23 protein-coding genes are annotated in these 24872 nt (G+C 40.8%); 6 read left to right on the forward strand and 17 right to left on the reverse strand.

What is annotated here, in order from left to right; all coding sequences use genetic code 11:
- Window positions 1-392 precede the first annotated feature (392 nt).
- On the forward strand, window positions 393-1955 hold the full coding sequence (locus CMAQ_RS08865) for an ATP-binding protein (RefSeq protein ID WP_198002074.1): 1563 nt from the start codon (window positions 393-395) through the stop codon (window positions 1953-1955).
- On the opposite strand, the gene CMAQ_RS08870 is transcribed toward CMAQ_RS08865, so the two are convergent.
- The 3 genes from CMAQ_RS08870 to CMAQ_RS08880 form a co-directional block, all read right to left on the reverse strand.
- Window positions 1956-2924 carry a tRNA guanosine transglycosylase family protein gene (locus CMAQ_RS08870; protein ID WP_012186766.1) on the reverse strand — a complete coding sequence of 323 codons (969 nt, stop codon included), beginning with the start codon at window positions 2922-2924 and terminating at the stop codon, window positions 1956-1958.
- 49 nt (window positions 2925-2973) lie between these two features.
- Complete coding sequence (locus CMAQ_RS08875; protein WP_012186767.1) at window positions 2974-3507, reverse strand: NTP transferase domain-containing protein; 534 nt, start codon at window positions 3505-3507, stop codon at window positions 2974-2976.
- A gap of 122 nt (window positions 3508-3629) precedes the next feature.
- Complete coding sequence (locus CMAQ_RS08880; RefSeq protein WP_012186768.1) at window positions 3630-4865, reverse strand: thioredoxin fold domain-containing protein; 1236 nt, start codon at window positions 4863-4865, stop codon at window positions 3630-3632.
- Window positions 4866-4927: 62 nt separating this feature from the next.
- Between CMAQ_RS08880 and CMAQ_RS08885 the strand changes: the two genes are divergently transcribed.
- A complete protein-coding gene (locus tag CMAQ_RS08885) occupies window positions 4928-5359 on the forward strand; it encodes a DUF371 domain-containing protein (protein ID WP_012186769.1) in 432 nt (143 codons plus the stop codon).
- Window positions 5334-6068, forward strand: a complete 735-nt coding sequence (locus tag CMAQ_RS08890; RefSeq protein WP_012186770.1) for a diacylglycerol/polyprenol kinase family protein — start codon at window positions 5334-5336, stop codon at window positions 6066-6068. The genes CMAQ_RS08885 and CMAQ_RS08890 overlap by 26 nt, the downstream gene beginning before the upstream one ends.
- 31 nt (window positions 6069-6099) lie before the next feature.
- Here the strand turns inward: CMAQ_RS08890 and rnhB are convergent, their stop codons facing one another.
- The 8 genes from rnhB to CMAQ_RS08930 all read right to left on the reverse strand — a co-directional run bounded on the left by rnhB (window position 6100) and on the right by CMAQ_RS08930 (window position 14887).
- Window positions 6100-6729, reverse strand: coding sequence for a ribonuclease HII (gene rnhB / locus CMAQ_RS08895; protein WP_012186771.1), 630 nt, complete (start codon window positions 6727-6729; stop codon window positions 6100-6102).
- Window positions 6707-7927, reverse strand: a complete 1221-nt coding sequence (locus CMAQ_RS08900; protein WP_012186772.1) for a glutamyl-tRNA reductase — start codon at window positions 7925-7927, stop codon at window positions 6707-6709. Before CMAQ_RS08900 ends, rnhB begins: the two co-directional genes overlap by 23 nt.
- Entirely contained in the window at window positions 7917-8576 is a 660-nt protein-coding gene (locus tag CMAQ_RS08905) for a precorrin-2 dehydrogenase/sirohydrochlorin ferrochelatase family protein (protein ID WP_012186773.1), read from the reverse strand. Before CMAQ_RS08905 ends, CMAQ_RS08900 begins: the two co-directional genes overlap by 11 nt.
- 39 nt (window positions 8577-8615) lie before the next feature.
- On the reverse strand, window positions 8616-9821 hold the full coding sequence (locus CMAQ_RS08910; protein ID WP_012186774.1) for a hypothetical protein: 1206 nt from the start codon (window positions 9819-9821) through the stop codon (window positions 8616-8618).
- A gap of 77 nt (window positions 9822-9898) precedes the next feature.
- On the reverse strand, window positions 9899-10399 hold the full coding sequence (locus CMAQ_RS08915) for a hypothetical protein (protein WP_048062787.1): 501 nt from the start codon (window positions 10397-10399) through the stop codon (window positions 9899-9901).
- 69 nt (window positions 10400-10468) lie between these two features.
- A complete protein-coding gene (locus tag CMAQ_RS08920) occupies window positions 10469-11023 on the reverse strand; it encodes a MogA/MoaB family molybdenum cofactor biosynthesis protein (protein WP_012186776.1) in 555 nt (184 codons plus the stop codon).
- Between the two features lie 172 nt (window positions 11024-11195).
- On the reverse strand, window positions 11196-14369 hold the full coding sequence (locus tag CMAQ_RS08925; RefSeq protein WP_156769889.1) for a hypothetical protein: 3174 nt from the start codon (window positions 14367-14369) through the stop codon (window positions 11196-11198).
- A gap of 113 nt (window positions 14370-14482) precedes the next feature.
- Window positions 14483-14887: a hypothetical protein gene (locus tag CMAQ_RS08930; protein WP_012186778.1), complete on the reverse strand. Its 405-nt coding sequence runs from the start codon at window positions 14885-14887 to the stop codon at window positions 14483-14485.
- A gap of 89 nt (window positions 14888-14976) precedes the next feature.
- Between CMAQ_RS08930 and CMAQ_RS08935 the strand changes: the two genes are divergently transcribed.
- On the forward strand, window positions 14977-16011 hold the full coding sequence (locus CMAQ_RS08935; RefSeq protein WP_012186779.1) for a hypothetical protein: 1035 nt from the start codon (window positions 14977-14979) through the stop codon (window positions 16009-16011).
- A gap of 54 nt (window positions 16012-16065) precedes the next feature.
- Here the strand turns inward: CMAQ_RS08935 and CMAQ_RS08940 are convergent, their stop codons facing one another.
- Both CMAQ_RS08940 and CMAQ_RS08945 read right to left on the reverse strand, forming a co-directional pair.
- Complete coding sequence (locus tag CMAQ_RS08940; protein WP_012186780.1) at window positions 16066-17316, reverse strand: NADP-dependent isocitrate dehydrogenase; 1251 nt, start codon at window positions 17314-17316, stop codon at window positions 16066-16068.
- Between the two features lie 84 nt (window positions 17317-17400).
- Window positions 17401-18123: an exodeoxyribonuclease III gene (locus CMAQ_RS08945; RefSeq protein ID WP_048063065.1), complete on the reverse strand. Its 723-nt coding sequence runs from the start codon at window positions 18121-18123 to the stop codon at window positions 17401-17403.
- Window positions 18124-18305: 182 nt separating this feature from the next.
- Between CMAQ_RS08945 and hemB the strand changes: the two genes are divergently transcribed.
- Window positions 18306-19349: a porphobilinogen synthase gene (hemB, locus tag CMAQ_RS08950; protein ID WP_012186782.1), complete on the forward strand. Its 1044-nt coding sequence runs from the start codon at window positions 18306-18308 to the stop codon at window positions 19347-19349.
- A gap of 48 nt (window positions 19350-19397) precedes the next feature.
- Here hemB and CMAQ_RS08955 read toward each other — a convergent pair whose 3' ends face one another.
- The 3 genes from CMAQ_RS08955 to CMAQ_RS08965 form a co-directional block, all read right to left on the reverse strand.
- Window positions 19398-20234 carry a metallophosphoesterase gene (locus tag CMAQ_RS08955; RefSeq protein WP_012186783.1) on the reverse strand — a complete coding sequence of 279 codons (837 nt, stop codon included), beginning with the start codon at window positions 20232-20234 and terminating at the stop codon, window positions 19398-19400.
- Window positions 20235-20271: 37 nt separating this feature from the next.
- Window positions 20272-21018 carry an archaeal proteasome endopeptidase complex subunit alpha gene (psmA, locus tag CMAQ_RS08960; protein WP_012186784.1) on the reverse strand — a complete coding sequence of 249 codons (747 nt, stop codon included), beginning with the start codon at window positions 21016-21018 and terminating at the stop codon, window positions 20272-20274.
- Between the two features lie 165 nt (window positions 21019-21183).
- The gene (locus CMAQ_RS08965; protein WP_012186785.1) at window positions 21184-21933 is read right to left on the reverse strand and encodes a hypothetical protein; all 750 of its coding nucleotides are present in this window, start codon (window positions 21931-21933) and stop codon (window positions 21184-21186) included.
- Window positions 21934-22013: 80 nt separating this feature from the next.
- On the opposite strand from CMAQ_RS08965, the gene CMAQ_RS08970 reads away from it, so the two are divergent.
- On the forward strand, window positions 22014-23069 hold the full coding sequence (locus CMAQ_RS08970) for an aldo/keto reductase (protein ID WP_012186786.1): 1056 nt from the start codon (window positions 22014-22016) through the stop codon (window positions 23067-23069).
- Between the two features lie 365 nt (window positions 23070-23434).
- On the opposite strand, the gene tuf is transcribed toward CMAQ_RS08970, so the two are convergent.
- Window positions 23435-24772 (reverse strand): translation elongation factor EF-1 subunit alpha, encoded by a 1338-nt coding sequence (gene tuf, locus CMAQ_RS08975; RefSeq protein WP_048062789.1) that lies wholly within the window; start codon window positions 24770-24772, stop codon window positions 23435-23437.
- Window positions 24773-24872 lie beyond the last annotated feature (100 nt).

Genomic DNA, 24872 nt, shown 5'->3' on the forward strand with positions numbered 1-24872 from the left:
ATGGTTTATGTAGTTACCCCTACTTACGTACATGAGGGTTAATGCATAAAACATGGATCCATTAACACTAATCACCCTTATTAATGTTGAAACCTTAGCCTCAATGATTATTCTTAGTGCATATGGGATTACTGTTAATTAATGTGGACGTTGATTACGGCTAGGGTATTAACCGTGGGGTACGTTGGTATCCTTAATAATGCATAAGCATTATTAATTGATTGTAATGTATGGGTTACTTAATTCACAATTGATTATTGTTAAGACTAAGCATGCTTCCTCATTAAGGTTAATCAACATATCATACCCATTAACCCTTCTAATTCATATTAATTTAACTTAACCAATCCCCCTATTAACCTTAATACGCGTCTTAAACCATGGTTAACCCAGTGGGTATAATTCATGGCGTTGATGGGGTTAGGAGAATTAGATTCAGGGTCTTTGACGGTGCCTCAGTGTGGATTGGCCAGTACGTAGTCACCAGTGAGGGTTACTTATGTAGGGTTTCTAGGATTGAGAGGAGGAATTACCTAACTGATGATAGGATATTGGCTGAGATGAGTAGCTTTGAGAGGATTGAGAGGCTTAAGAAGTATGGCTTCAACCTGGAGTTCACATCAACGATAACGCTTGCTGAGGCTTTAATAATAGGTGTTGTTGAGGGTTCTGGGATAAGGCAACCAATGGCTCCACCCCACTTATACACTTATGTTAATGAGGCTCCCAGTGAATTAATAAGTAATTTAACGGTAATTAACAGTGCACCCATAACGATAGGTAAGGTTAAGGGCAGTGATACACCAGCTAGGTTAGATGCTGAGAAGTTAACCACGCATCACTGTGCAATACTGGCCTCCACGGGTTCAGGTAAATCATGGTTAGCCGGCGTAATTGCGGAGGAATTAGCCTTAACCATTAAGATGCCTGTGGTTATAATAGATCCCCATGGTGAATACTCAAGCATGCAGTACCCGGCTGTTGATGATCCTTTAGCTAATGAGGTAGCGAGTATGGTTAACATATATGTACCTGGTAGGGTTGATACCGGTGAAATAGATAAGTATTACATGGCTAAGTTCGGGGAACCCAGGAGATACATTAGGATTGGCGTTAACCCAAGGAATATGCCCCTAGGAGTCCTAATTAAGCTTCTCACCCATTACTATGGTTTAACAGACACCCAGAGGAGACTGCTGGAGGAGGGGTGGCCTTATGACCCATCGATAGATGCACCATTAACAACCATAGATGAACTGGTGGGTGAGGTCATTGAGAGGAGTCGGGGTTCAGCCCCTAAGGGTTATGCTGGTGAGTCATCAATATCATCGCTGGTTTCCAAGTTGAGGTCATTTCTTGAGAATAGGCCATTCTTCATAACAATGTACGGCGAACATTATGGTGATGAACCAATAAGGCTACTTGATGTTGAAAACATGCTTAATAAACCTGGCATAAACGTAATAGACTTATCCACACTTGATTTAATGGATCAACAGGCATTAGTGGCCTTAATGCTTGACTCCATGTTTAATTTAGCTAAGAGGAGGCGCATAATGCCGACCTTCGTGATAATTGAGGAGGCGCATAACTTCTCACCCTCGAAGGCATTATCCATTAGTAAGTCATCAATACTCAGGATTGCAAGGGAGGGTAGGAAGTTTGGGTTAGGTTTATGCATAGTGTCTCAAAGACCCTCAAGGATTGACCCAGACGTGCTTAGTCAATGCATGACCCAAATCTTCAAGAGAATAATTAATCCCCTTGATTTAAAGTACGTTGCCTCTGTTGCTGAGAATATTTCAAGCGATGAGTTAACAACCCTTAAGTCACTTAACCCTGATGAAGCATATGTAACGGGTATGGCTACACCAATACCACTCCTGGTTAGGGTTAAGGGTAGGTTAACTCACCATGGTGGTGTAACTAGGTGGATTAGTACCATTAATCCTTAATCACCTGTGCTCCAGCATGGCTTGAACCATCTCATACATCAACCTGAAGCCACTACCCCTGGGTTTGCTTCTACTCATTAGGGTTACCCATGCATTAACCAATGCCCTATACTCGAAACTCATGTAAAGGGAATCAGGGTATTTTTCAAGTAGGGGGAATTTGGTTTCCCTTAGGAATAAGTAAAGTTCCTCAAGTTCATCCTCCTTAATAACCCTCCTACCGAAGTTAACCCTCCGCCCAGTTACATGCCTCTCACCCCCACCTGGTAATATTACCTTCCCGTAGGCCGCCTTAATCCTCCATGTTGAGGAATCTGTTGAGTAAACACGCAGTAGTTCAAGTGTTGGTGTTATTGATGGGCTACCTAACCCAAGTACGTGAACCCTACCATTGAATTCCTCCACCACTTTAGCTATGAAGGATAATGCCCTCCACCTACTATTCTTAGGCACATTCCTGGTGACTAAAACGTAAGGTACCAGTCCCCCTATTGCAATCTCCTTAGGGTTATGGTCAATTATGCTCCTTAACGCCTCTAGGACTATCTCCTCATTCCTATAATAGTGGATTACAGGCATGACCTCTATGTTCTCCCTCTCCAGGACCTTGCTTAACTCATGGTACGCCTTAATGGTTTTACGGAACTTCCCGAATGCAGTATTAACGTCATCACTCGGTAATGGTGGGTAGTCAAGGGCTAGGTAAGTTGAGGCATCCCAAAAACGCGAATACACCTTAGCAACATCATCAATCCCTATTTCAACACCCCTGCTTAAGAATTGATAACCCCCTGAATCAACCCAAATCTCCCCACTATGCTGAAGCAGTGAATGCAATGGGGCGTCGCCGGGGGGTCTTACCTTAAGTAACTCAAAGGCACTCACTATGACTGGTACATTAATAACACCAGTGAAGTCGATCCAAGGCCTAGGCGTAGCCCTCGGCGGCGTCCCAAGTAAAATCTTCACTGGAAGTACTCAGGCCTGGACCTTAAAGTTTCACCCATTTATAAGTCAATTAGGTAAAGTTAAGTAATTTAAGGCACAGTAGATTAGCGGTATCAACATCACGTGGAGTATCAATATCCATGACTAGGGGTGAGTCGTAATTAACATCAACCCACTCACCCATTGATTCATTAAAGAGCGTAACCCCCACGTAGCCTTCCCTACCAATCATGTTGACTACTGGTTTACTTGATTCAATACCCCTTTTAATGAAGTCTAGTATTATATCCGGGGTTATTAATGGAGTATCAACAGGCATTACAAGCAGTGGCCTAGCCCTAATCAACTTAAGTGCGAAGGAAAGGTCAGTGACGTAATCAATACCACTGCTAATGTATACGTCACTGTGAACCTCCTTAAGTATTCTCAATGTATTATAATTACGCATTGATGCGGATGCTATTATCTTATCGATACCAGCATTAGTTAAGTTATCCAGCACCCACTTAATCATTGGTTTACCGCATATCCTTAATGAACCCTTATCAACATTACCTAACCTACTCCCCCTCCCCCCTGACATGATTAATGCCGTAATCCGCATTCACTTAGTTCACTATGAAAGGGCTTAAAGCGTGTTACGTACTTAAAATTCCCCTTCAGGAGACTATACGACCTTAATGGGGCTGCTTGAAATTAATCTATTGCGCATTACCAGGAGGCTTATTATAATGCCTCCATGAGTAGGTAGACTCCAAGAATAATCATGGCAATTCCAGCAGTCTTCTCAATTAATGATCCTATTGAGGCCACTTTACTAATATTTCTCCTACCTAGGTTAGCTAAGGTGAAGACTATTGAGGCCATGGTTACGAAACCCAGTGAGAAGGCTGCGGTGGTTAAGACACCCATTAGTATATTGTGTGTTAACTGCGAGGCTAGTATTGAACCCAAGGCCACACCTGCGAATATTGGACCAATGCAAGGTAACCATAGTCCCGTTAATACTAGGCCCATTGTTAAATCAGCTAAAAGACCACCGGGCTTCACTTTACCCCCCATGTTCTGAACCCTTGATGTGAAGGTTATGAAACCCCTGTATAGGGGTGGTATGAGGAATACTAGACCCATTAGAATTAATATAATTGAGGAGACTATGTATAGTGTTGACCTAGTTACTCCACTAAGCCCAATTAAACTGAGTAGTGAACCTAAGGCTATGTAGAATACTAGGAAGCCTCCGAATAGGGCTATTGGGTTTATCTTCCTGTTAAGGGCCATTAATGCAATGGATACTAAGGCTGGTAATGCACAGGGCATTATTGCTGAACCAAGGCCAGCTGCATAGGATAGGGCTAATGTATATATGTTTGTGAATGATGCGGTACCCTGCCTTTGCAGTGAAGTACCTATTACATTGGTGTGAACCAGTGATAAAATGTCCATTAATATTTGAGGCGGGTAGGCGCCAAGTATTATCTCCTTAACGATTAATGCACCATCATTATCGTAGGCTACTAGTAATGTTGGGGTTGCTTGAACTGAGAATGGTACTACTTGAGTCGTATTAGTTCTATACACTCTTACGGTCACCTCATTGTTAATTGGTTCAATTAAATAAACAGTCCCATTAATCATAATATTGATGTTAGTTAACGATACCGCTGCCTGGTAATCTAAGTCCACGTAAATTGGTACATAATGACTCTGAACATAGCTAGCTACCGTGGAGTTACTTAGTACATAGGATTTAAGGTAATTACAGGCAGGGCACTGTGAATCAGCGTATATTATGAGGAGGTACTTCCCATTACTATTCATGAGGATACTCTGGAAGGAGCTGGGATCCGTTACCAAGTATGCGTTCACTAAACCAAACCTAACTACTGATAAGGCATAGGTCAATAAAGCAACCCCTGTAAGCATAGTGAGAAGCATAATCACTACTATGCGTTTCTTCATGAATCATTAAGCAGGATAGGTTATTTAAAAGCTTTTTTTTCTCCGGAGGATTGACGTTGCGTATGATTATTGATGTAATTTGGGCTAGGGGTCATGGTAACGTGAAGGCTACTCATAGGAACACCATTGAGATTACTAAGGATGATTACATTACTGAGAGAGGCGACTGCATAATAGCCTGCTGTGCCGATAAGGCTGCCTCAGACTTGGATAATGACTTCAAGAAGTTGATTACCAGTGGTTACTCATTGGTTTTAATGATTATTGTAGCTGGTTCAAGCATAGATATTGTGACTGGATTAGGGTTAAGTGGGTTGAGGCTAACTGATGAGAGGAGGATTATAGTTAGGAGGAGTGGGTACATTGATAACGCCACTATTATGCTTCTTGCCAATAAGGCTGCTAAGGATTTGAATAGGGATCTTATTAATAAAGCCAGGGATAGTGAACCAATTGAGGTGATTTTAATTGGCTCAGAACTTGAGCAGGATTAATAGGGTTAGGGCATTGCTTTACAGGAAGCTTATTCACTTACTATTATCCATTCTACTGATAGTACCGTTGGTGATTGGGCTTGAGGAAAACTACACTGAGATATACTACACCATACTGTTGATAGGGGCAGCATTCCTATACATATACCAGGTTAAGAAACCCTTAATATCAGTGGTTATTAGAAGTACCCTTGAGGATGCTAGGAATAATGTTAAGTTAAACATACTGAGGGTTGCTGAAGTGCTAAATATGACTAGTGTTAAGGAGTTACTGGCTTCAATGGATAAGCTTGAGTACACCTTTACTGAATTCATTAAGAGTGTTGAGAGGGATTATGAGAGGAAGTGGGGGTATCTGGGGGTTTTAATGGGTATGGTTGGTGTTTACGTATCCTACGTAATGGTTAACACCTACGCATACTACGGGGTGTTGGCATTAATGTTCTATGATACGTTCAGCGCATTATTCGGCTCCCTCATTGGTAGGACTAGGATGCCCTATAGCAGTACGACAATTGAGGGTATTGTGATGGGTGCATTAGTTTTCTCACTGGTGGTGGGTGCATTAGTGGGTCTTAGTTACTTAACCTGGCTTTACTTAGTAGGTATAGCTCTCGGTATTGTTGAATCCTACAGTGGTGAGGATAATTTAGCAATCCCAGTGGCAGCATCATTATTAGCCTACTTCCTAAAATTCCCCAGAATCTAGGCTTAAGAACGATTCAACACTATGTGAGTCCCTAAAATAACCTACTATTAGTCATTCTCTTAATAGTCCTCCAACTCCTCCTAACTATTGGTGGTAAGGTGCCATTATTAATCCACCTCCTTAAGGCACTTATGGTCCTTGGGTCACTTGGGTAACCGCTCCCGAAGTCCCCGTAGGTTTCCTTAAGCCTACTTATTATAGTGTCCCTAATTACCTTAGCCACTATACTGGCTGCTGACACTAATGGTATTGACTCATCGGCGTGATTAAGCACTATTAACTCCACGTCCTTAACATTAATGAATCCCCTAAACCTGCTTGGGTTAGGATCAGGTGAATCCACGTAAACCCTAGTAACCCCGCTACATGCTTTAATAAGCTCACTCATCTTAATAGCCTCAAGCTCGTTCAGTAACCCCCTATTAACGTAATAATCTATTTCACTGGGCTCAACAATAACATGCCTAACGCATGGCGCCTTACTCACTATTAGCTTATATAATCTACTCCTTCCACTTGGGGTTAATTGTTTAGAGTCCTTAACCCCTATGCCCTCAGCCTCTGAATTACTCCAGCCCACTATTGCTATTACCATTGGTCCTATTACTGGGCCTCGCCCGGCTTCATCTATCCCTGCCTCAAGACTGTTTACCGTCCCCATTAAGCTTAGCCTTAATTCCACTTATTATTATTAATGCCTCATCAAACTTATCCTCCTCGGCTAATTCCTTTAAGTAAGTGAGGAGGGGCAGCATAATCTTCTTAACAGTGGATTTAACGGCTAACGCTGCGCCATCCTCCTCATTTTTTATTAAACCAGCCTTAACAGCCCTCTTAACCTCACTCTCCCCGATGCTTAACCCCCATTTAGTTAATTCACCTATCATACCTTCTATAACCCTCCTTGCAAACAATCTCCTGTACTCAATGAGCCTAAGTTCAATTAACCTACTTGCCTCATCTAAAGCCTTCCTCTTACCCTCCCTGATCTCATTCTCAATATTCTTCAACTCATCTATTGAAACCACGCCAGGTATTTCCGGATCAACATTCCTAGGTACCCCAACATCAATTATTATTGGTTTACCGCTTAATTCCTCTGCATCCCTTCTACGCAGTAGGGGATTTGTCGCTGATGTGGCGAAGATAACCACATCACTATCCCTTATTACGCTTCTCAGTGAGTCAATGGGCGCGTAGTTGAATCCATACCTTAACGCCGCAGCCTTAGCCTTATCAAGAGTCCTATTAACAATTATTACGTTTCTGAAACCCTTTTCAGCAAGTCTCCTAACTATATCGGATCCAATAGAGCCTGCCCCAATCACGGCGATCCTTGAGTTAAGTCCCCTAACCCTATGCACGTACTCAGCCACTAATGAGCCTATGCTTGCTAACCCTATTGAGATTTCCGGGAACCTGCTCCTAATCTCCTTCCCAGTCCTTATTGCCCTCTCAATGGTGAATCCCAGTAAACCACCCAATGCCCCCCTCTTCCTAGCATCATTGAATGCATCCTCAACCTGACCCAGTATTTCAGACTCCCCCACTGCCGCTGATTCAAGACCAGCGGCAACCCTGAAGATGTGGCGCACAGCATTCATCCCCACTAATTTATCCACATGATTTATGGTACCCTTAACCTTGTACATATCCTCTGCAACTGAATCATCATCACCGTAGACGTAAACCTCAACCCTATTACATGTCTGAAGTAGGAATACCTCATCGTAATAGTTCATTAATTTACCGTAAACCTCATCTCTATTGAAGTATGTTTCAGACAGGGTGATTGTGCTAACCCTCTTATGGTTAAGTGTTAAAGCCCTTATCTTACTCAAGTAATCATCAATACCCATGACTCCTAATCACCTCATTAACGTACTTAACCACATTACCCACATCCCCCTTCCTGGCAAGTTCAATGAAGTTCTCATCGTATTTAAGCTCAAAGTAAATGTTCATCCTAACATGCGGATCATTAACCCTCTTCTTTATTAACTCCTTAGCCTCATACCAAGCGTTTATTAATGGGTGAAGATCACTCTTAGCCAACTCAGCCTGCAGGTAATCCCTAACTATTGATGCCGCAACCCCACTCTTACCCTCCGTTGTTACTGCAAACCTTACCCCATTAACCTCACCCTCAAAGGGAACTACTACTTCTGTTTCATTGGCATTGGTCGTATCATTAAAGAGGACACGCCTATCCTTAATCATTCCCTTAAGCCTATTCTTAAGCTCAGTGTTAGTTGGTATTGCGTAAATTAGTAGGTTAATAATATTCATAACCCTACTGTAATCAAACATACCTGCATCCGCTATTATTAAATCAATGTTCCCTGTGGAATTAGCCTTAATAAGCTCACTCGATGGTTTAAGCGCTATAACCGTCACGTAGGCACCTGCCTCAGAGAACTTAAGGGCCCTCCTCGTACCAACGTAGCCACCACCAATGACCAGCACCCTCTTATCACTGAATTCCACGAATAATGGTACCCTAGCCACACTGGCCTATAGTTAATTAACTTATAAAACTCACCACCTTCAAATGCCTTTAGATTTGAACATGAGTAGTATTAATATAGTTAACCCAATAACCAGCACAATCACCATAACTACCTCACTCACAGTTACTGCACTCCCCCCAATTGAACTGAATTGAACACTGGGTGCTTGGAGTGCAGGGTTACTGATACCTATTGTGTAATTAACCCTCATCACGAATGGCTCACCTGACAGTGTTGTGACATTATAGATTACGTTTAAACCACCGCCAATCCAATTACCCAGCACTGCGAATATGGCGCCGTTTAAATTCACCGGTATTATAGTTGACCTGCAGTTATTAACATTAAGTATTGATAGGTATGGTTCCCAAGTGGCGTCATTAATAATACCTCCCCCGAGTAGGGCAGTAGTGGCGTTAACCCAATACACATCAAATATTACTGCACTTGGGTTTATGCAGTTTGTGTAATTAATTAATGTACCATTATTATAATATAGGAGTGAAGTACCCATGGTGTAGGCGTTACCTACTCCAGACAGGTACATGGTTGGTATTGTTGATGAGGATTGTCTAATAATCATTATTGGTATTAAGGCTTCATTATTAAATTGAAATAAACCAAGCGGTAAACCCTTAATCTGAGGCATGCTTAATGTCTTAATCCCATTACCATTAATTAAACCTAAAAGTGGCGTTAGGCTACTTGACATTGCCAGAATAAGCAGTGAGTCACCCTGCACTGCAGCTGATACTGGTGTTGATGATGACCAAACACCCTTAAATATACTTGTTAAATTAAATACGCTTCCCTTACTTAGATTTATTAGGAATGCTGATGCATAGCCATTAATCACCCCAAACACGTATACTGTATCATTAAGTACTGCTAGGGCATAGGGTTGCAGACTGATTGGTAGGTAACTTGATAAGTTGGTTACCTCTGTTATGTAATTACTTCCAAGCTTAAGCCTAATTAATAATGGACCACCACTACTGAAGCCGAGTAAATACAATTGATTACCATACTGATACGTGTTAGTCACCAATACACCCTGCCCATTACTAGGTATTACATTAACGTTAAACCAACCTGAGTCATTAACTACATAAACCTGTGAGTACTGGCTGGTTGAGGTGAAGTTCACTATAACTGCTAATAGGTAATTACCCCCACTATATAGGTAAACTACTGGTGCCTTAAGTAATCCCAATGTTAATATTACTAATGCTAAACTTAACATTAAACCCGCTCAGTATTGCTTAGTATTAAACCTTTCTATGTTAACGCTATTAGGAACCCAGCCGTGATGTACCTTTATTAAACACCAATAGCCACTAATGCTAAACCAATGAAGACTAAGGCTAAGCCAGCCACGAAGAGGTATAAGGCTTCAGGTAGTGTTCCAATTTGAACCTCCCATATGAGGTCTTTACCATAATACTGACACACACCGTAGTTAAGTATTGATACTTGACTACTGCTAATTATTGATGGGGATGATTGACCCCCATTAAGTATTGGCGGTATGTATGAACCATATGAGAATAATAATGTCCCATTTAAGGCGTACGCAGTTACCTTCATTGATACATGATATATCTTAGTGTAATTATTAATCATGCTCACTATACTTGATTTATTAACTAAATTCATTTCAGTTAAAGTACCTATGAATTCTAAGCATAATGTTGTTGCATTATGTTTACTAGATAATGATAAGTACACATGGGATAAGTACAATAGAATCCCCGCAGTTATAACTGCCGCTACACCTATTATGATCATGATCCTTTTAACACGGGCTGGTAGCTTAGGCACATGAATTAAGTGCACATGCGTTTAAAACTATTATTCCACTAAGTGGTGAATTGCATTGGTAAGGGTAATTTAACGGCTTAAACGCGCTATGTAGAGTATGTGTGATACCTGGTCAATAATTAGGTTAAGCCCGGTTTCAACAGCATCAGGTGATCCGGGTAGGCAAACAATCAACTTATTATTAATAATCCCTGCTGTTGCCCTACTTAACATTGCCGATGCCCCTATTTTCTGATAACTGATGAATCTGAATAATTCCCCAAAGCCCTCAATCTCCTTACTGAATAATGGCCTAACAGACTCAATGGTTACGTCACTTTTGGCTAAACCTGTACCACCTATTAGAACTATGACATCTACATTATCCTTATGAATTAATTCATTCAAGGCATTCTTAATCATGTACTCATCATCACTAACCAACAGCCTCCCCACTACTAAATGACCAGAGTTAGTTATTTTTAGGGAAGCTAAATCACCTGACTCATCCGTATACTGTTTACCAGCCTTCATTAACTCGTACCTTGACGTACTCACAGTAATTATGAAGAAGTTAACTTTACCTGGCCCCTTCTTCTCATGCTCCACGTGAGGTGACGTTGCATTACCCCTATTAATGCTCATGGATCCATAATTCCTAATCCCATTTTAAAACATTGCTTAACTCCTAAAGGCTTAAGGATTATTGCGTGATTAATTCACATAAACGTAACCATCAGCGCTATGGACCATCATCAATTAGGTCCTCAGCTAGGTAAGGCCCACCAATAGGCCTTATCCGTTGCTCATCACTGACTTAACTACGCTTAATACCACTTAAATATTTACCTCCAGTGAATCTGATGCTTCTTCTAATCCTGGTGATGCTTAGTAGTGTGGAGTACGTGGTTTTATCATTGGTGCTTAGCTTCATTATACCCCTCACTGTGTTTACCTTACTTAACTTTAATGCTGTCTTAAACTTCACATCACCAATATTTTTCTCAATATAAGACTCTGCGAATAAAGTAACCATGTGGTCAAGTTGATTCATTAAACCGCTTAACCATGCCTTATCACTAGCATTAACCGCACCCTCATAGAACCTACTCATTCTTATTAAGTAACGTACATAGAGTCTCCTGTATGCTGAGGAATTTGGATTAAGAGTTAACGCTGCTGTTAATTCCCTCTTTAAATCCTCATCCAGAATCCCCTGTCTAATAATACTCCTAACAGTGTTAACGGTTATTAATGGATCAAGTGTCATGAGCATTTCCTTAATTAACGTTGCGGGATGGAGTCCTAGGCTTGTAGAGATTAAGGCTATGTCTACGTTACCTTTACTGAATGCATGCTCCATAATGATGTTCATTAATGTGCTTCTACGTCTAATATTAAGTGTACCTGCACTTAAGTCCCTTAGGTAATTCATGAATAATGAGGGTATATTCGTTGAATCCCTTAGTAGGTAAACGGCTAAGTTGCTTATGTTTTTGGTGTTAATTAAACCCCTTAATGGTGTTAATCCATTTAAATTAACGTAATTGAATCTTACTCCCTTGATGTTTAATCTCACGTATTGCTTAATTAAATTCCTCCTTATACCTGATACTTTCCTTACACTGTTCATGATTATTCTATAGGTTTCCGCTGATACTTTCAATTTCTGTAACACCTCAGTAACCCTCCCAATGTAATTAATAACCCATGGTGATGTTAATTCCCTGTAAATACTCATTAATTCCATTAATTTACCCTTATCAACACTAGCAAGCCCAGACTTAACTAAGGCTACTATTGCTTCAGCATTAGGATTCATGGCTAATGATAATAAGGTGAAAACTGCTAATTTATCATTCCTATTAACCCTATGTTCCTTACCCAGTTTCACCTCATTACTAGCATCCACTAACCTGGATATAATGTCCTTAGAGTGACCGTGAGTTAAGTAGGTTAATGCCGTGTACGCACTCCTCTTATTACTAATAAGCCTTAACCTACTCCTATACTCCATAATACTCCTGAAGAACCAATACCTAATCCTCCTCTGAGCCTCCCTACTGCTTAATAACCCCCTTTCATAAAGTTCAAAAACAAGAGCCTCATTTCTAATGAGCCTCCTCGCTAGGAATTCCCTTGACTCCACCCACCTATTCCACTTATCTCCAAGCAGTATATTTTCCGTTAATTCAAGTGGACCAAGGGGTCTGGCTAACAGGTACCTAATCCTAATCCTACTTATTAACCCTGGATTACGCCTACTACCCACTGTCTCCCTTAATAGGCTTGATAAGTATGGATTACGCTTTGACTTAAGGTAGATGCCGAATAAACCGTGGTTACTCAAGTGGGTTAAGTAACCTTGCCTACTGTAAAGGGCTAGTAATCCACGTATCCTCTGTCTATTAGCTGGGTAATAACTGTAATTTTCCCCAGTAATACTGCTTAGATCCGTGATCCCGCCTTTTCCTCGTCTAATCCTCATTAAGCTAAGTATTAGTGACCTGGGGGATTGATTACTGATTAAGAATATGAGGTTCCTTAATTCACTGGTTAACCTAATTATTGGTGTATTTAAGGGGGTTGATTCACCTGTAAGTATTAGTAGTGCTTCAAGTAAACCCACTATTGATAATGGGTACATTAACCATGATAATGCGCTTGGAATCGCCATGAATTCACTTAGTAATGATCCGTGAAAGTCATTATTCATACTTCTAAAGTATTCATATAGATTACTAGTATATGCTAGTAGGTTACCCTCGTAACCCCATGTGCTTAATCTAGAGCCCACAATGGTGATGCTGCCTCCTATTGTTCCATTACCCCTGCAGGTTATATTAATTAAATACTGATTCAAGTCCCTTGGGGGATTAGGGGTTATTGGGTTAAATATGCTTTCATTCCTTAACCAAACCACACCATATGTTAATGATGAATTATAGTAGCTTAATGCATATTCCTCAAATTCATTGAACCGTGAGATTAATCCCCCATTAACAACACTACTATTAATACTCAACACTTCTCCACTACAATTACTTGTCTTCCCCAAGTGGACATTAACCTTACTTGCATATACCCAAAGCATTATAATTGAATTATTCATGGTTGTTTGATTGAAACGCAATACCACAGTGTCATTATTACTAGTGGCTAACCAAGCTGAGGGTTCCCTTATCCAACGCCAAAGTGCGATCACTTTACCGTTAGTAATTAATTCATTAACCATTGGATGAACATTAATGTAAGTGACTGGGATCATTGACTCATTTACAGTACTTACTGTAATGGCTGCAGGAACCTTGATCCAAGCCACGTACGTGGAGTTCAATGTTATTAAGCATCCTGGTTGATTCTCATTAATCATTATTGATTCATCATACGATATGAAACCTACACTGCATATACTTCCTGTAATTAATGCATTAGGGGAGTTAAACACATATACGTGAATACTACCATTATAGTTCACTAAGTCAAGTGTCCTATTAACTAATGTGACTAGGTTAATTAAATTCATGTTATTGTACCCTAATGGGGATGAGGCATATACTGGAATCATCATTAAAGATAAACCCACTGCAATTAATGGTACTATCAATGACCTAATGCCCCTAATCATCACTAATGGTGCAAGTAACGCAACCACTGGTTCAAATGCTTTAGCTATCACCCATATGACGTGAATCATGTGGTATATTATGTACATTAATTGAGAGTACGAGAAGACTATGTACAATACCTCTGATGCTAAGTCTATTAATCTTCCAAAAACTAGGTTTAACCCAATGTTACTTAGAATATACCCTAACCCAGTATTATATATGAATAATCCTAGAATATTAAGAACCATTAGCGCGATGCTCTTAGTAATCATTACTTTAGCCGTAGTATTAATTACTAAGCCCCAGTACTCCTCCATCCTCACTACGGCATTTATGCTACTGCCATTGAATAAGCTAATTACCGTGAGGGACAATGACACTACACCTATGAATAAGATTACGTCATTTAGAATACGCTGATTATCATTCCCCCATATTTTATAGATAATGATTAATAATGATTCAATAAACATCAGTAACAGGGTTGCGTTAATCATGGTGCTATACTTTTCCAAATCTCAATAAATGGGCTGAAAAACACCTTGTAGAGTAGTTCACTGGCGAAGCCCGCCGGGTTAACGATGCTTGATCCACTAATGTAATTGGCTATTAGTGCGAGTGAGTAGACAGTCACATATAAGCCCACTATGGTTACTATGAACCATTTAAAGTTACTGAATAAATCCCATAATGCAGCCGCCCTAGCCCATCCTGTTGGACCAAGTTTACTTTCAATTGCCTTAACCAACACACTAATTACCATTAACCATAGCGCTAAACCCCCGATAATGCTCAGTACCCTGAAGGTATCGTTCATTATGGGTATTACTAATTCGTTTTCAATTTCACTAACTATGTCGTAGATTAAAGTAATCATTAGATAGTAGTTGTTTTGCATAGCTTATCCTCAAACTATGTAGGGTAATGCTGCCAAGTGGTATGCCCTATATTAAATAAATGTTATAAGCATATAGGTATGTAGTAACTATGGGGGGAGGTAATTCTTCACAAATAACACTATATATGTATGCACCATCACTATTCCTCGACTTATACATAGGTTCAAGTTTATTGGCTAATCGTTACATTAATTGCTCAATACCATTAACATCATTGATTAATGATGCGTACTTCAGGAAAATACTCACCAACAATCTAACTAATTATGTAAAGGATGAGGAGGTAGGCAGGATTATTAAGAATTTGAAGCATGTCTCATTAATATCAATAATTAATCCAACTTACGTCGTTAAGAAGGCTGAGAATATGGTTAATTTAATTAAGAATTATGAGAATAGGTATAGGGATGATATTACGGAGTGGTATAGTAGGGTTACTAACCGTAGTAATTTACCTTATAGTAAAATGATCTACTCCCTGAAGCATACCATAAAGATTACTAGGGGAATGGTTAGGCATTACTTATATAAGAGGGCGCAGGGCTTAATAAGGAAGAGTACTATTGACTCATTAATGCTTTACATGTCAGTATTACCAAATACACTTGCTGAATACTTGAATGTAACCAGTAAGAGTGATGCAATGGCTGTAATCTTCATTACCTCCTTGATTGATAAGTATAGTGCAAGTTACCCCATACACCTCATATTTGAGGTGTCAAGGAGGGTGCTGGCCATGAACCCTCGGTTACTGAAGGATACGTTAAATGGTATACTCACCAGTCTATCCCCTAAATCCAATTACTATAATGCATTATTGGCTGAATTAACGAGAATCTACATCTATAATTATGGTTCACTTGATGATGTTCAGGTCAATTACCTGGTTTTTAATTCCACAGTGGCTGATAATTTATTAAGTGAACACAGTACCGAGCTTATTAAGTCTAGGTTACTAAGCTCCATGCTTTATGAATACATATATAGGTTAAGCCTATTATCTATAAATAACGACTTGAATTCACTTCATGAATTATCTAAAATACTTGGTAATACTAAGGAGAATTTAATTAAAGCTATTTTAAATGAATGGAGTAAATTGAATGATGAATTAACGACTTAAAATCATTAAATAAATGCTGATTTTAAAATTAAGCAGGAACCTGAATAACGTCACTTACTTAAGAGTTTCCATAATTTCCATTAACGCCTTCCCATACTCCCTAGTACCAAGTGGTGTGACACCCATGTATCTGGCTATATCCTGCGTAACCTTCCTCTGCCTTATAGCCTCAGTAATAGCCTTATCAAGTAGGTTAGCTGCCTCGGTCCAATTCATGAACCTTAGTAGAAGTTCAATGGCCCTAATTTCACTGGTTGGGTTAGCAACATTCTTACCAGCGTACTTGGGGGCGGTGCCATGCATTGCCTCAACCATAACTGCGGTATCACCAACATTAGCTGCACCAATCATGCCTACGTTACCCATTAATGATGCTGCTAATTCACTTATGTAGTCGCCGTTAACGTTTGGGGCTAGGACAACGTCATAGGATTCAGGCCTAGTAACCAATTGAGCGAACATGTTATCAGCCATCCTATCATTAACAAGTATCTTCCCAGCCGGTACTTTACCGCCATAGAGCTTATTGACCTCATCCTCAGTCACTACGTAATCCCTGAACTCCTTTAACGCAACCTCATAAGCCCACTCCCTGAAGGCGCCCTCAGTGTACTTCATTACATTACCCTTATGCATTATGGTGACTGACCTCCTCTTATTATTCAACGCAAACCTATAGGCAAACCTAGCAACCCTCTGGGTTCTCCAACGGCTTATCGGCTTAATACCAATACCACAGTCCTCATCAACCTCAACCTTAAGCTCCTCCCTAAGGAACTTCCTTAACTTAGCGGCCTCAGGACTGTCCCAAGTCCATTCAAGTCCCTTATATAAGTCATCAGTGTTCTCCCTCACTATGACCCAGTCAATCCTCTCAGGATTCTTTAATGGTGACTCAATACCTTGAACATACTTAATAGGCCTAACGTTAGCATAGGTGTCGAGCAGTAGCCTAATAGCCACGTTTATTGACCTCCAACCACCACCAACTGGTGTTTCTAAGGGGCCCTTTAACACTACCCTATACTTCTGAAGTGCATCAATGGTTTCCTGGGGAAGCCTATTGCCAGTAAGCTTCTCAGCCTTCTCACCTGCGTAAACCTCCATCCACTTTATCTGCCTTGATGAACCATAGGCTAATTCAACTGCCTTATCGGCAACCTCCATGGCTACACTAACGATTTCAGGCCCTATTCCATCACCAAGTATGTAGAGTACTATGGGCTTATTCGGAACCTTCTCAAATACCGCATTCCTAATTACTATGGGTTCACCATCCTCAGGTGGTTTGTATTGAACAGGCATTAAACCTAGTTCTAAGTCTAATGTTTTAAGTCTTACTCTAGGCCAGGTTATTGTTTAAAACTACATAATGAAATAATGCTCACGCTACTTAATCACCAGGAGAATTGGGTAATGGTCTGAACCCTCGGTATCAAGGATATCGGCGTCAACCACCCTATTGGTTAATTCACTTGAAACAAGGCAGTAATCAATCCTCATTGCCTTGCCCCTATCCCTATAACTCCTCCACGAGTACTTAATCTCATTAGGGTGAATTAACCTGAAGGTATCTGTGAAGCCTTTTCCAATGAATTCACTTAACCACTGCCTCTCCAATGGTGTTAAGCCTGGGTGATTATCATCCCAAAAACTTGAGTCACGCCTAGAGTACACTGCATTGAAGTCGCCGCAAATGATTACCGGCTTCCTCATCCTTAGTTCTAAGGTAAACTTCTCAATACTCCTATTGAAGACTAGTTTAAATGAGAGTCTACTAAGGTCATCACCGGCCCTCGGGAAGTAGGCGTTGATTACGTAGAAGTCAGGTAACTCAATTGATATTACCCTGCCCTCATCATCAAAGTCCTTCACCCCAATCCCCCTAATCACATTAATTGGTTCAACTCTACTTAGCGTTAATACACCACTATACCCCTTCCTCACTGCTGGGAATCCGTAGACATTAAAACCCATTGACAGTAAATCCAAGGGTAAGTCACTTGACCTAATTTCCTGAAGCAGAATAATGTCAAAATCATTAAACACCCTTAACGCACCCTTCCTTGATATACTCCTAATACCGTTTACGTTCCATGACATTAACCTCACGTGACTCACCCTAAAGGTACTTCAAGCCCTCAGTTTAATTTAATAAGCAATCGCAGTAACTATTGCTGGGAATTTAATTATGAACCATCTTTTAACCTAGGCATGGATGCTCTATTAATGGTGAGGTTAACGTTGATTCTTAAGTGGAAAAGATATTTATCCCCAGACTGGGGTTCATGAATATGTATTATAGGTTCCCAATCACGAGGCCGAGAAGATTAAGGAGTAGTAGGGTGATTAGGAACATGGTTTCTGAAACCTCACTGTCGCCTAGTAACTTGGTTTTACCAATCTTCGTTAAGGATGAGGGTTCCATTGAGCAAATAAACTCAATGCCCGGCCAGTACAGGTACCCTATTGGTGATGAGTTAATTAAGGCTATTAATGATGCTGTGGAATCGGGGGTTAGGGCGTTCCTGCTTTTTGGTGTTACTAAGAGTAAGGATCCCTTAGGCTCATTAGCCTATGATAAGAATGGGCCTGTGCCTAAGGCATTGAGACTGCTTAAGGAGAATTTCGGAGACTCAATAATACTTATGACTGATGTATGCTTATGCGATTACACTGAACATGGGCATTGCGGTGTTGTTGAATATAGGGATCCGGTTCAAGTCACTCAAACCACCAGTCAGCCTAAGTATGTTGTTAATAATGATGCAACCATAAGTATTTACGCTAAGATTGCGGTTAATTACGCTGAAGCTGGAGCTAACGTAGTGGCTCCCTCAGGTATGATGGATGGGCAGGTTAAGGCTATTAGGGAGGCGCTTGATAATAATGGGTTCACTGACGTAATAATAATGAGCTATAGCTCCAAATACGCAAGCACATTCTATGGTCCATTCAGGGAGGCTGCTGATAGCGCACCTAGGTTTGGGGATAGGCGTAGTTACCAGATGGATCCCAGAAACGCTTACGAAGCCTTAAAGGAGGTTTCAATGGATCTTGAGGAGGGGGCTGATATAGTTATGGTTAAGCCCGCGATGCCTTACCTAGACGTAATTAGGCTAGTTAAGCAGCATTACCCTGAGGTACCCTTAGCGGCTTACCAGGTGAGTGGTGAGTATTCTATGATTAAGGCCGCTGCATTAAACGGTTGGCTTAATGAAAAGATGGCTGTAATTGAGTCTCTAATAGCCATAAAGAGGGCTGGGGCCAATATAATAATAACCTACTACGCTAAGGAGGCTTCAAGGTGGATTAACGAGGTGGAGAGCATCCTCTAATAATGAGGCTTCACTTAAATTACACTAGTTACATTAATTAACCTAAGCTTAACTAAGAGTAATAGTGTCAACTGTTTTCCGGCTCTTAACATCAATTATCTTAAGCTCATTCCCTGAAAGGACCATTACCTTAGGTTTACTTAAACTATAGGGGCCTGAGGATGATGTGAATAATGAAATAACCTTACCATTGTGGAACCTCCAATAACCCTCAGTTATGTAACTATGCCCCCTCACTATGAGGTCTATGTTATTTCTCCTAGTGAAATTCATTGTAACGTCTGGACCAAATAAGTAGGTTCCAAGCCCTCTAGGGCTGTCCACGAATCCCTTAACCTCATCACTTGGGTCATTCCAAAGGATTTGGAATGCCACCGGGTTACTTGGCTCATCATCATGCTTACTTAACTTAAGTATATCATTAATAGTCTCCAAGCCCTTAGCTAAACCACCGTGCAGTAGCAGTATCCTGTTGTTAAGTAAGGCTGCGTAGGGTAATGCCGGGAATAACTCGTGCATTATGGTGTGCAGTAGGCTTTGTCCAAGTAATGGTAATGCCTCATCCATGAAGCCGTAGGTTTCATTCATAATGTATGACTCATGATTACCCCTTAACGGTATCATGCTTCCCTGCAGAAATAACCTAAGAACCCTCTCAAGTGTTTCAACCTGATACTCACCCCTATCCACGTAATCCCCTAAACCAATGTATAGCCAATCACTGGGTGGGTAATCATTAATCACCTTCTCTAATGAATCCAAGTCACCATGCAGGTCACCAAGTATAACCACCCTATTTGAATTAACCTTAACCAATGTCTCCAACTCACTTAACTTATCCAACACCTTATCCACCAACTCCTTAAAATTACTCCTATTAATCATTGTTACTTAGCCTTAATTACGAATCACTTTAATAAGATTACGCGCTTGGCCTCTGCGGAAGCCCCTCGTTCTTAGCCTCCTCGATTAATTTACTTAACTCATCAATGGTTAGCTTCCTGAATGACTTAGTCTTAGCATCTATTACACCGATCTCAAACCTATCTGCATCAAGGCTCTCAGCCACTAGGCTTAATGACTTAATGGTTAACTTAATGCAGGAGTTAATATCCATTTCATACTTGTAGTTCTTCTCAAGGTACTCAAGGATAAGTGTTGAACCACTCCCTAATGCTGTTGCATAGTAGCCGAAGTATATTCCACTTGGGTCGGTTTGGTAAAGCCTAGGACCATTCTTATCAACACCCCCTATTATTAACGCTATACCGAAGGGCCTGACACCACCATGTTGAGTATAGGCTTGCTCAAGGTCGCTAATCCTCTTAGTTATATACTCAACGTCAGCCTGCTCATCGTAAAGTAACCTATATACCTGGGCCTGCTCCCTAGCGTAATCTATTAGAATTCTGGCATCTGATAGTAATCCAGCTGAGGCTGCACCAATATGGGTATCGATCATGTATACCTTCTCTATTGAATTAAGGTCTATTAATGGGCCAAGCTTCCTTTTTTCAGCGGCAAGCACAACACCATCAGAGCACTTTAAGCCAACTGTAGCCCAGCCCCTCTTAACAGCTTCACCAGCGTACCTAACCTGGTATAATTCACCCTCCGGGCTAAATATTGTTATAGCCCGATCATACCCAGCCATCTGTGGACTGAACATACTAAAGACCTAACTAACCCGTGTTTTTAACCTTTAACTAATAGTTCACTTTAACCTTAATTTAACCCCTACCTAGTAACCGTAATGCTAACCCCCGTTTTAATGAACTTGATGACATTACTGCATCATTAGTCAAGGGCTTTATCCATTGGAGTGGAAAGTAAATTATTTTCTAACTACTAAATACCTGGTTAGTACAAGTAATGCTACTGCTGTTAGGATTAGTGAGATTATTGATAGGATTAATGATACGTTGATTAACTCCATTTGGCTATAACTCACTGTATTAGCCTCATTAATGGTGGTAGTTGACGTAATGGTGGTCAATAAGGTACTGTAAGATGTCGAGTAGATGGTGCTACTCACTGTACTAACCAGTGTAGTGACTGTGGTAATGGTCTTAGTTATGGTTGATGTTTCAGTTACTGTAATAGTCTTATTAACGAATATTGGGGTAACTGATGTGGTATTTGATGCAGTAACAGTATATATCCTGGTGGTTAATTGAGGTTCAACAGTTATGTTTACGGCTTTCTCATCAACGAGAACCCAGGTTCCATTAAGCAGGTAATAGAGGCTTATGTTTAACCTATTAACACCAACCTGCATTAAAGATACTGTGAAAACGAACTTAAGTATACCTGGTGCAGTATCTACTGGTAAACTCCCAAGTATTAATGATCCATTACTCAACACCACCATTATTGTTGACATACATGAGTTTGGGCTTGTTATAAGGCATGGAGGGGCATACTCAACTAGAACTGTTATATTAGTAGGCTGCCCCACCTCCACTGGGCTAGTGTAGTTAACCCCAATTATCTTAACGTAATTCTCATAGTTTCCCTGGGCCAATGAGCAGATTGACGCCACCAATACTGCAACCACCACACCCACTATTATTCTCCTATCCATAGCATAAGCTTCGTTAAGCCAATTATTATGCGTTTCGAGAACAATAAGTTAATAAGGTTTGGATAGAGGAGATTAAAATCATGAGGTATGTTAGGTTCGGTAATAGTGGACTACAGGTTTCGCAGTTATGTCTTGGTTTGTGGCATCTTCCTCCTTCTAGGGTTAGGGATGAGTATGGTGTTTATAAGGTTGATGAGGAGGAGTCTGTTAGGATAATTAGGAGGGCTATTGACCTGGGTATTAACTTCATTGATACAGCCAACGTATACCATGGAACAATGCAAGGGCCGGATTACATCCACGCCGGTAATGCTGAGAGGATACTAGGCAAGGCAATAAAAGGTTATGATAGAGAATCACTAGTCATAGCAACAAAAGTTAGGGGAAGGATGGCTCCTTGGCCTAATGGTGAGGGTTTATCTAGGAAGCACATTAGGTGGCAGATTAAGGAGTCGTTAAGGAGATTGGATACTAGTTACGTGGACATATACTTAATGCATAGGCCTGATCCATCTACACCAATCGAGGAAACCTTAGATACCTTAAAGGACTTGGTTAGTCAAGGTCTTGTTAATTATGTTGGTGAAAGCTACTTCCACCCTGAGGATATAGAGTATATTGTTAATTACTCAAGGCAAATTCACCTACCATTCATAGCAATGCAGGAGCCGTATAACCTCATTGAGAGGGATATTGAGAAGGATAAGATTCCATTAGCTAGTAAATATGGCTTAGGCATAATGGCCTACATTCCCTTAGCCCAAGGTGTATTAACTGGAAAGTACCTTAATGGTATACCTGAAATGTCTAGGGCAGGTTACGTTGATGAGATACGGTGGAGGTATTTAACCCCAGAGACATTGAAGGCTATGAGGGAGTTCCATGAATTGGCGATGGAATTAGGGGTTACTGATGCTCAATTAGCGTTGGCTTGGATTTTAAGGAAGTCGGAGGAAATGGGGGTTACTGTAATTCCAATAATAGGTGCCACAAGCGTAACTCAACTTGAAGACGATGTAGGGAGTATTAATGTTAAGTTAAGTGGCGATGTGATGAAGAGATTGGATGAGATTTCTAAAATGGCTAAGGTTAATTGGGAGGTTAAGTATGAGAGAGTAGTGAAACTAACTCAATGACCCCGCATTACTTAACCATTAAAATACTCCCCCATCCACGAATCAGACCAACCTCCTCCCATCCTAGGGACTAGGGGATGTGGACTATGCAGGGATACTGACACCCATATATAGACCAAAGCCCCTTACCCTAATTCCCTGTAAGATGCAGGACTTGCCTTATCTTCGTCATGCCGGGTTCAATTCATCACACAACTCAGAAGCACCCCTACTCACTAATCACCACTGGTGTTGGGTATCGGTGTTTTTATTAATTACCCGCATTAATAATGGTAGGAAGTAATACTATGCATAATGAAGCTTACTGGAAGGTATAATTTACGTTAATTTGATTTTTAAATGCTCAAGTGACGAAAAACTGCTCATTACCTCTTTATCTCAACTTTAGCTGGTTTAATCTCTATTATTTGCCCAGCCGCCACGGTTCTACCCATGTCTCTAAGCGAGAACCTGCCTAAGGCAGGTAGGTCTGAGAACCTTTCAACAACCACTGGCTTAAGTGGCTTAAGCCTAACCATTGCTACATCACCCCTCTTTATGAATTGAGGCTTCTGCTCAACAGTTTGCCCAGTGGCTGGGTCTAGCCTTGATATTAATTCTATTATTTGGGTTGGTACAGTGGCTGTGTGAACATGCATTACTGGAGTGTACCCAACGCCTATTGTGGTTGGGTGCTCTAGGACTGCTATTCTCGCCACTATCTCCTCGGCAACTGTTGGTGGGTTGTTTAGATGACCAACTACATCACCTCTCTTTAAGTCTTGTCTCTCAAAGCCCCTGACGTTAATACCCACGTTATCACCTGCCTTAGCCTCCTCAAGCTTCATATGGTGTGTTTCAATACTCCTCACGTCACCAACCTTAGCTGGTGGTAACGCTACTATGGTGTCACCAACCTTAACCACACCTGACTCAACTCTACCGGTTATTACCGTACCAGCACCTGTTATTGAGAATACGTCCTGGATAGGTAGCCTAAGTGGCTTATCAATTGGCCTTGGTGGTGGTTCAATTGCATCAAGAGCCTCCAGTAGGACTGGACCATTATACCAAGGCATGTTACTGCTCTTAACCTTAATATTATCACCTCTCACTGCGCTTACAGGTATGAAGGGTACTTTATTAACATCATACCTAAGTATCTTAAGTATCTTACTTAACTCACCCTTTATCTGCTCATACCTCTTTTGATCATAGTTAACAACATCCATCTTATTAACGGCAACTATTAGGTTCCTTATACCAAGTGTCCATGCTAGGAATAAGTGCTCCCTTGTCTGTCCCTGTGGACCAACACCAGACTCAAACTCACCTGGCCTTGCTGAAACAACTAATAATGCGGCATCAGCCTGGCTTGCACCAACTATCATGTTCTTTACGAAGTCCCTATGACCAGGTAGGTCTATTATTGTGAAGAAGTATTTAGGTGTTTCGAAGCCAACGTGCATGGCCTCAATTGTGACACCTCTCTCCCTCTCCTCCTTAAGCCTATCCATTATCCAGGCGTATTTGAAGTCCTCCTTACCTAATTTCTTAGCCTCAGCCTCAAGTTCAGCGAATGCCTTCTCATCAACATAACCTGTTTCAAGCAGTAGCCTACCCGTTAATGTTGACTTACCATGATCCACATGCCCTATTATAGCTAGGTTTAAGTGGGGCTTCTTCAATGCACTCTCAGTAGGGTTCTTTATTATGCTCATCAATAGAAGCCATTAATTTACTCTTTAAAAATTTAACTGAACGGATCCCTAATACACAATGCTTAAGCAGTAAATCCCCACTCATAACTAATAATACCCCACT

Origin of the sequence: Caldivirga maquilingensis IC-167, assembly GCF_000018305.1 — an archaeon.
Lineage (GTDB): Archaea > Thermoproteota > Thermoprotei > Thermoproteales > Thermocladiaceae > Caldivirga > Caldivirga maquilingensis.